Below are 7,667 nucleotides of genomic sequence, written 5' to 3' on the forward strand. Positions count from 1 at the left end.
GGAGCTTGTATGACTATTCCTTTCCGTAAAACCGTGATGCTGCTGGCGTTTTCCGCCATCTCGACGCTGGCGCTGGCCGATACGCCCGCGCGCGTGGGCCGCATCGCCCTGACCCAGGGACCGGTCAATATCAGCTCCGAAGTGGGCGACGAAGCCACGGCCGCGCTGGTGAACTGGCCGGTGACCTCCAGCAGCCAGATCAACACCGGGCGCGACGGCCGCACCGAAATCCGCATCGGGTCGACCTCGGTGCGGCTCGACAGCGATTCCTCGCTTGAAGTTGTCGAGCTCGACGACGACACCTTGCGCCTGCGCCTGCATTACGGCAGCGCCAGCATCCGCGTGCGCAACGCCGAGGTGCTGCGCGGCCTGGAAATCACCACGCCGCAAGGCCAGGTGCGCATGAAGGACGTGGGCCGCATCCGCATCGATGCCGAACGCGTGCGCGACACCACCAACGTGTCGGTGTTCGAGGGCGTGGCCCAGGTCGAGGGGGGCGGCTCCAGCCTGACGGTACGCGCCGGCAAGCGCGTCGACGTGCACGAGGACGATGTGCGCACCGCGCTGGCGGTACGCGACGGTTTCGACGAGTGGGCCCTGCAGCGCGACCAGCGCGACGTGCGCACCACGTCCGACCGCTACGTCACCAGCGAAATGACCGGCTACGAAGAACTCGACCAGCACGGCGTGTGGCGCGAGGACAGCGACTACGGCCCCCTGTGGACCCCGCGCCGCGTGGCGGCCGACTGGGTGCCGTACCGCGACGGCCGCTGGACCTACCTGGCGCCGTGGGGCTGGACCTGGGTCGACAACGCGCCGTGGGGCTACGCGCCCTCGCACTACGGGCGCTGGGTGATGGTCAAGCAGCGCTGGTCGTGGGCGCCGGGCCGCAATATCGGGCGTCCGGTGTGGGCCCCGGCGCTGGTGGGCTGGGTTGGCGGCAATAACTGGAACCTCACCTTCACCGATCATGGCGGGCGCCGCGCCGCGCCGGCGCAGGGCTGGTATCCGCTCAATCCGGGCGAGAACTACGTGCCAGGCTACCACCTGCGCCCGGAACACCTGCGCCACCACAACCGCCACGCCCGTCCCGACTATCGCCCGGGCCGGCGCGACGGCCTGACGGTGGTCGGCCTGAACCTGTTCGACGGCCGCGGCCAGATCGTGGTGCCGCGCGCGCCGCGGCCCGTGCTCACGCCGCAGTCCACGCAAAACGCCCCGTTCGGCGGGCCGCCGCGCCCGCAGGGCAACTGGTCGAACCGTTTCGACCGCGACGGCGATGGCCGTCCCGACCGTAACGGGCCGGGCCGCGTCATCACGGTGCCGCCCAACGGCGCCCAGCCGGTGGTGCCGTACAGCCGCCGCGATGGCCGTCCGTCCGATAACGAGCGCCTGGTGCGCACGCCGCCGCAAGTACCGCGCGCGGTCGTGACCAATCCGGCGCCGCCGGTGCTCACGGTGGGCGAGCCTCAGCGCAGCCTGGCCGAACGCGACCGGCGCCAGCGCGAAGCCGACATCGAACGGCGCGAGCGCGACATGGCCAACGAGCGCCGCATGCGCGAAGTCGAAGTGGACAGCCGCCGTGTCGCCGAGGGCCAGCAACGCCAGCGCGAAGCCGAACTGGCCGAGCGCCGGCGCGAGGGCGAGATGGAGCGCCTGCGCGGCGCCGAAAGCCAGCGCCAGCAAGCGATCGACAACGAACGGCGCCAGCGCGACGCCGAGGCGCAACTGCAGGCGCAGCGCGACGCCAACCATCGCCAGCAGGCCGAGCGACAGCAGCGCGACGCCAACCTGCGCCTGCAGGTCGAACGGGTGCAGCGCGACGCCGACCACGAACGCCGTCTGCAAGCCGAGCGGCAACAGCGCGAGCACGACAACGAGCGCCGCCAGCAAGCCGAGCGCCAGCAGCGCGATGCCGACAATGCACGCCGCCAGCAGGCCGAACGCCAGCAGCAGGATGCCGAGAACGCGCGCCGCCAGCAGGCCGAACGCCAGCAGCAGGCTGAACGCCAGGCGCGCGACGCCGACAACGAGCGCCGCCAGCAGGCCGAGCGCCAGCAGCGCGACGCCGAACGCCAGCAGCGCGAGGCCGCCGCGGCACGCCAGGCTCAGCAGCAACAGCAAGCGCAACAGCCGCAACCGCAGCAAGTGCAGCAGCAGCAACAGCGGCAAGCCGAGCAGGCCGACAAGCGCGAACGCGCGCGCGAGGAACGCCAGGATCGCCGCAACAACGTGCAGCAAGATATTCGCTGAGCCGCCCGGCTCCGTACCAGTCTCACCTGTTCCCCCCCAAGGGAATAGTTCAAGGCCAGCCAAGTGCTGGCCTTTTTTTGGCTACAATGTCACCAAGAGCCTGAAACCGGTGTTCCCGTGACGGGAATACTGCTGTGTTGTCATTTGTGTTGTCAATTTTTAGAACTGGATGGTGTATGGACCCGACTGAATCCCTTATCGAATACCCGAGCGACTTCCCGATCAAGGTGATGGGCGCCACCCACGCGGATTTCGCGGCGACCATCGTCGACGTGGTGCTCGAATTCGACCCCACGTTTCACATCGGCCGCATGGAAGTGCGCCCTTCGCCGAAAGGCAATTACACCGGCCTGACAGTGACCGTGCGCGCCACCAGCCGCGCCCAACTCGACGACCTGTACCGCGCGCTGCACGGCCATCCGATGGTCAAGATCGTCATGTAGGCGAGCCCAGCGCCTGGCGCTGCATGCCCCAGCGGCGCACCGTCAGGCGTTCGAGGGTCTGGAACACCAGGCCTTCGACCAGCAAACCGATGGCGATCACCGCCGCCAGCCCGGCAAACACCTTGTCGGTGAACAGTTCGTTGCGGCTCTGGAAGATGTACCAGCCGAGCCCGCCCTTGCCCGAGGTCGTCCCGAATACCAGCTTGGCCGCGATCAGGGTGCGCCACGCGAACGCCCAGCCGATTTTCAATCCCGACAGAATAGCCGGCAGCGCCGCCGGAATCATCACCTGGAACGCCAGCCGCGCCCCGTTCAGGCCGACATTGCGTCCGGCCATGCGCAGCGTTTCCGGGACGCTGCCGAAACCGGCGCAGGCGTTCAGCGCCAGCGGCCACATCACCGAATGCACCAGCACGAACACCAGGCTGGCGCGGCCCAGGCCGAACCACAGCAGCGCCAGCGGAAGCAGCGCAATCGCCGGCAGCGGATTGAACATCGCGGTCAGGGTTTCCGGCAGGTCGCGCCCGGCGCGGCTGCCGATCGCCAGCGAGGTGAGCAACAGCGCGCCGGCCACGCCCAGCGCGTAACCCTGGACCAGCACCGCCAGCGCCGCCGCCACATAGCCGGGCAACTCGCCCGACAGCATGCCGGCCGCGAACGCGCGCCGGGTTGGCAGCCAGCGCGGCTGTCGCTGTCGGGCAGGCCGTCACGCGGGTGGTGAAATGCTCGCTGACGAACAGGGCGCGGCGCCCGGTTTCCGGATGGGTGCGCACGATCGGATGCACCGCCGGCCGCACTTCGTCGATCTGGGCGCGGGTCAGGTCGGTGCGCCACCGGCTGCGCTTTTGCAGTTCGGCATATTTGGCGAGGTAACTGTGTTCGGCGCTGCGCCCGTCGATGGCGCGCCGCAGGTAGCCGGGCAGCTGGTCCCAGGCCAGGTGCTGGTTGGCGAACAGGGTATCGCCTCCATCGAGCGGCAACTCCTGCGCGTGGAGCATCGAGCCCAGGCTGGGCACCGCCTTGTACGACAGGTCCGAATGCCAGAAATGGCCGGCATCGCCCAGGCCGAGCGGCTGGCCGCTTTCCTTGACGTTGGAAATGATCAGCACTTCCGGCTGGGTGGGCAGCTGGAACTGGCGCAGCACATGGATTTGCAGCGGGCCGAAGCGGCGGCTGAAGGCCACCTGCTGCGCCGGCGTGATGTGCTGGTCGCGAAACACCAGCACACGGTGCTCAAGGTGGGCGTGGTGGATCAGGGCGAAATCTTCCCGGCTCAGCGGAACGGACAGGTCGAGGCCGCTAATGGCCGCGCCCAGCGGAGCGATGTCGAAACGGGTGTCGAGGACGGCGGCCATGGCGGTGAACGGGTGATGATCGAGCACCCAGCTTATCGGCGCGCGTTTGGCGCGGCAACGAAGCATTTCAACTATGCTAATGCGGCTGGTGGCACGCTGCGATCAATATTGCCGAGTCATTGCTTTGTTCGGGATCAAGGCGGTCAACTGGCTTTCTGCACCTGGGCAGATGGGCTGGCGTTCAATCGAATCGCAGTGTGCGATGACGCCCCGTGCGCGATAACATGGTCTTGAGATGCACAATCAGGGGAAGTCATCATGACTGCTTCAACGACGACCACAATACGCGTCCGTGTGGACCAAACGACCAAGGCGCAGGCGACCGAAACACTGGCGGCGATGGGTTTAACCCTTCCCGATGCGGTGCGCATGTTCCTTAGCCATGTTATCGACGACAAGACGCTGCCGTTCGGCTCCAGGACACCTAACGCCGCCACGCTTGCGGCAATGGCTGAGGCCGAAGAGATTATCAAGAGCAACCGCGCCCGCTTTGCCACCGCCGACGAGCTCTTCGATGACCTCGAAAAAGCCAGCGGTCTTTTCGAGTTGTGAAACGCACGCCGATAGTCGGCAAAACTCCATACAAACACCGGCATTGTTCCAGACATCGATACCAGATGAGCGAATGCGGCATAGGCAACGAATGTCAACTATGCTCATGCGGCCTCTGACCAGCATCCAGGTGAGCCCTCGCTTATAATGGCAGGGCTCCCTTTATCCCCGATCGACGACCCATGCTCCCCATCCGCCCTGCGCAGGCGATCATCCGCGACCTCGGCCGTGCCGACTACGAGCCGGTGTTTGCCGCCATGCGCGCCTTTACCGACGCGCGCGAGCCCGACACCACCGACGAACTGTGGATCGTCGAGCATCCGCCCGTCTTTACGCTGGGCCTGGGCGCCGACCGCGCCCACCTGCTGGCCGGCGCCGACACCCCGGCCCACGGCGTGCCCGTGGTGCAGACCGACCGCGGCGGCGAAGTGACTTTCCACGGCCCCGGCCAGGTGGTGATCTACCTGCTGATGGACCTGCGCCGCAACAAGCCGGGCGGCAAGTTGTACGCTCGACAATTCGTCGAAAAAATCGAGCAGGCGATCATCAATGTGCTGGGAGCGTATAATCTGGCTGGCGAGCGCATTGCCGGCGCGCCCGGCATTTACATCGCCGGCGGGCCGCGCAAGGGCGCCAAGATTGCCGCGCTCGGCCTCAAAGTGCGCGGCAACGGCTGCACCTACCATGGCGTGTCGCTCAATGTGGCGATGGACCTGGCGCCGTTTTCCTGGATCAACCCGTGCGGCTATGCGGGCCTGGAAACGGTGGACATGCGCAGCATGGGCGCCGAGGCCGCGCTGGCCGACGTGCAGCAAGCCCTGGCGCGCGAACTGGTGCAGCAGCTCGGATCGGGCGGCGCACCGTACAACGAATCGCATAACAACGCATCGAACAACACCACCGAGCCCCATGGGCAAGCAGCCAAATGACTTCTGACACCGATACCAGCATCGCCCCAGTCTACAACGCCAGCGACAAGCAAAAAGGCGCCAGCAAGACCTCGCGCATTCCGATCAAGATCGTGCCGATCGGACAAGTCGAGCGCCTGAAAAAGCCGGACTGGATCCGCGTCAAGGCCGCTTCGGCGTCGTCGCGTTTCTACGAAATCAAGGACATCCTGCGCGCCAACAACCTGGTGACCGTGTGCGAAGAAGCGAGCTGCCCGAACATCGGCGAATGCTTCGGCAAGGGCACGGCGACCTTCATGATCATGGGCGACAAGTGCACGCGCCGCTGCCCGTTCTGCGACGTCGGCCACGGCCGTCCCGACCCGCTCGACGTGAACGAGCCGCACAACCTGTCCAAGACCATCGCCGAACTGCGCCTGTCGTACGTGGTGATCACCTCGGTCGACCGCGACGACCTGCGCGACGGCGGCGCCGGCCACTTTGTCGAGTGCATCAAGCAAACGCGCGCGCTCTCGCCGAACACCCGCATCGAAGTGCTGGTGCCCGACTTCCGCGGCCGCCTGGCCAAGGCGCTGGCGATCTTCGCCGACGGCTTGCCGGACGTGATGAACCACAACCTCGAAACCGTGCCGCGCCTGTACAAGGAAGCCCGTCCCGGTTCCGACTACACGCACTCGCTGGAACTGCTGCGCGACTTCAAGGCGCTGTACCCGAACGCGGTGACCAAGTCCGGCATCATGGTTGGCCTGGGCGAAACCGACGAGGAAATCCTGCAAGTGATGCGCGACCTGCGCAGCCACAACGTCGACATGCTGACCATCGGCCAGTACCTGTCGCCGTCGGGTGACCACTTGCCGGTGCGCCGCTATGTGCACCCGGACGTGTTCAAGATGTTCGAGGAAGAAGCCTACAAGATGGGCTTCGTGCACGCGGCCGTCGGCGCCATGGTGCGCAGCTCGTACCATGCGGACGAGCAGGCCCATAACGCGGGCGTGGCTGTGAACAATTAGAAGATAATGAGACTGACCAGTAGATAATGCGACAGTTCAGAAGTTATTGAGACAATTTGAGGGTGGCGGACTGGCTTGGATCGGAAAACACCGTTTGTAAGCAATGACTTGCCTTCTGTCTCTGCATTTCCTCAGGACGGGAAATTTTGGCGAATAGATTGGTTTGGCGAGCTGGCCTTTCCGAACCGAGCTATTCGACGTACCCAGCCCTCACTGCTCCTATACTTGTCGAGGGTACTCGATTACAATTTCGACGACGATCCGTCCATATTGCTATCGCGCGACTCAACCGCACCTGCCCGATTTCAGCGCAAGGTTTGGGTTTCGGTTGGGACGTTGCCAATGCTTCGCATCGGAGACATCTGGCGCGACGGAAAGTTGGCGGCTGCCCCCGATTATCAGCTCGAACAATTTCCAAATCTGCGAATCGACGATGCCACAGTTCATCTGGTCAAGGCTGGTCTGAACTTGGATGATAGGGGCTTTCTGGTTCCGCTGTCCGAACATCCCTGGCATCTGCAGTGCACACATTCGTATTGTGTGATGGTCGAGCTGGATGACGGCCATCGCATTATCATTCCTTGTATCGAGCTGATCCGATTCTATTTTGGATCGTCAAGCAACCTAATCACCAAACTGTTTCTGCCGCCGCTGCGATGCAAGTCTCTGTACGGTCACGCAAGGTTCGACAATGCAACCCGGTGTCTTGTCCTTCATTTGGCCGAGAAAATCTCTGGTGCATCGGCCGCCGACATTGGACGCCTGCACTTGGATCCGGCGGCATGGCGGGCTGCGGTGCATATAGGCACGTCAGCCCTAAAAGCATCGCTCGCCAATCAGCAGGTTTATCCGCAGGCCCTTTTTCCCTTTGAGGGTGACACCACCCTAATCGCGGCCGGAAAGTGGCTGAGCCTCGGCGATCAGGCTAACGCGACATTTCTCATTTACAGCCTGCGCTCTTGCTCCCATCCGTTTCCATTTCGTGCCTTGAGCTATAAGATGCATGCTGCTCAACCTAGTTCGCGTAGTCCGGGTCAGTCCGGTCTACAAGAATCATCAGAACCGCAACGTCGTTCTGCGCCGGACTCAGCTGACCAGTCTATTGTTGAGCAGGATGCGTCGAACCGTCTCGCAGTGAAAACAAAA

The 7,667-nt window shown here is 64.5% G+C and carries 5 protein-coding genes and 3 pseudogenes; 6 read left to right on the forward strand and 2 right to left on the reverse strand.

Features of this window, described 5'->3' with window-relative positions:
- Nucleotides 1-9 precede the first annotated feature (9 nt).
- Together RBA41_RS28115 and RBA41_RS28120 are read left to right on the forward strand one after the other, a co-directional pair.
- Nucleotides 10-2,253: a DUF6600 domain-containing protein gene (locus RBA41_RS28115; protein ID WP_306627685.1), complete on the forward strand. Its 2,244-nt coding sequence runs from the start codon at nucleotides 10-12 to the stop codon at nucleotides 2,251-2,253.
- 176 nt (nucleotides 2,254-2,429) lie between these two features.
- A complete protein-coding gene (locus RBA41_RS28120; RefSeq protein WP_167090974.1) occupies nucleotides 2,430-2,696 on the forward strand; it encodes a DUF493 family protein in 267 nt (88 codons plus the stop codon).
- Here RBA41_RS28120 and RBA41_RS28125 read toward each other — a convergent pair.
- Together RBA41_RS28125 and RBA41_RS28130 are read right to left on the reverse strand one after the other, a co-directional pair.
- Nucleotides 2,689-3,381, reverse strand: a pseudogene (locus RBA41_RS28125) (ABC transporter permease); the annotation flags it as partial. The gene RBA41_RS28120 and the pseudogene RBA41_RS28125 overlap by 8 nt on opposite strands.
- Nucleotides 3,378-4,051, reverse strand: a pseudogene (locus RBA41_RS28130) (TauD/TfdA dioxygenase family protein); the annotation flags it as partial. The pseudogenes RBA41_RS28130 and RBA41_RS28125, both read right to left, overlap by 4 nt.
- 258 nt (nucleotides 4,052-4,309) lie before the next feature.
- On the opposite strand from RBA41_RS28130, the gene RBA41_RS28135 reads away from it, so the two are divergent.
- The 4 genes and pseudogenes from RBA41_RS28135 to RBA41_RS28150 form a co-directional block, all read left to right on the forward strand.
- Nucleotides 4,310-4,603 (forward strand): type II toxin-antitoxin system RelB/DinJ family antitoxin, encoded by a 294-nt coding sequence (locus tag RBA41_RS28135; protein WP_306627686.1) that lies wholly within the window; start codon nucleotides 4,310-4,312, stop codon nucleotides 4,601-4,603.
- A 182-nt stretch (nucleotides 4,604-4,785) separates the two neighbouring features.
- Entirely contained in the window at nucleotides 4,786-5,532 is a 747-nt protein-coding gene (lipB, locus tag RBA41_RS28140; protein ID WP_306627687.1) for a lipoyl(octanoyl) transferase LipB, read from the forward strand.
- A complete protein-coding gene (lipA, locus tag RBA41_RS28145) occupies nucleotides 5,529-6,521 on the forward strand; it encodes a lipoyl synthase (protein ID WP_306627688.1) in 993 nt (330 codons plus the stop codon). The genes lipB and lipA overlap by 4 nt, the downstream gene beginning before the upstream one ends.
- Before the next feature lie 342 nt (nucleotides 6,522-6,863).
- Nucleotides 6,864-7,667: pseudogene (locus RBA41_RS28150) on the forward strand (hypothetical protein); the annotation flags it as partial.

The sequence above is a fragment of the Massilia scottii genome (genome assembly GCF_030846495.1).
GTDB lineage: Bacteria > Pseudomonadota > Gammaproteobacteria > Burkholderiales > Burkholderiaceae_D > Telluria_A > Telluria_A violaceinigra.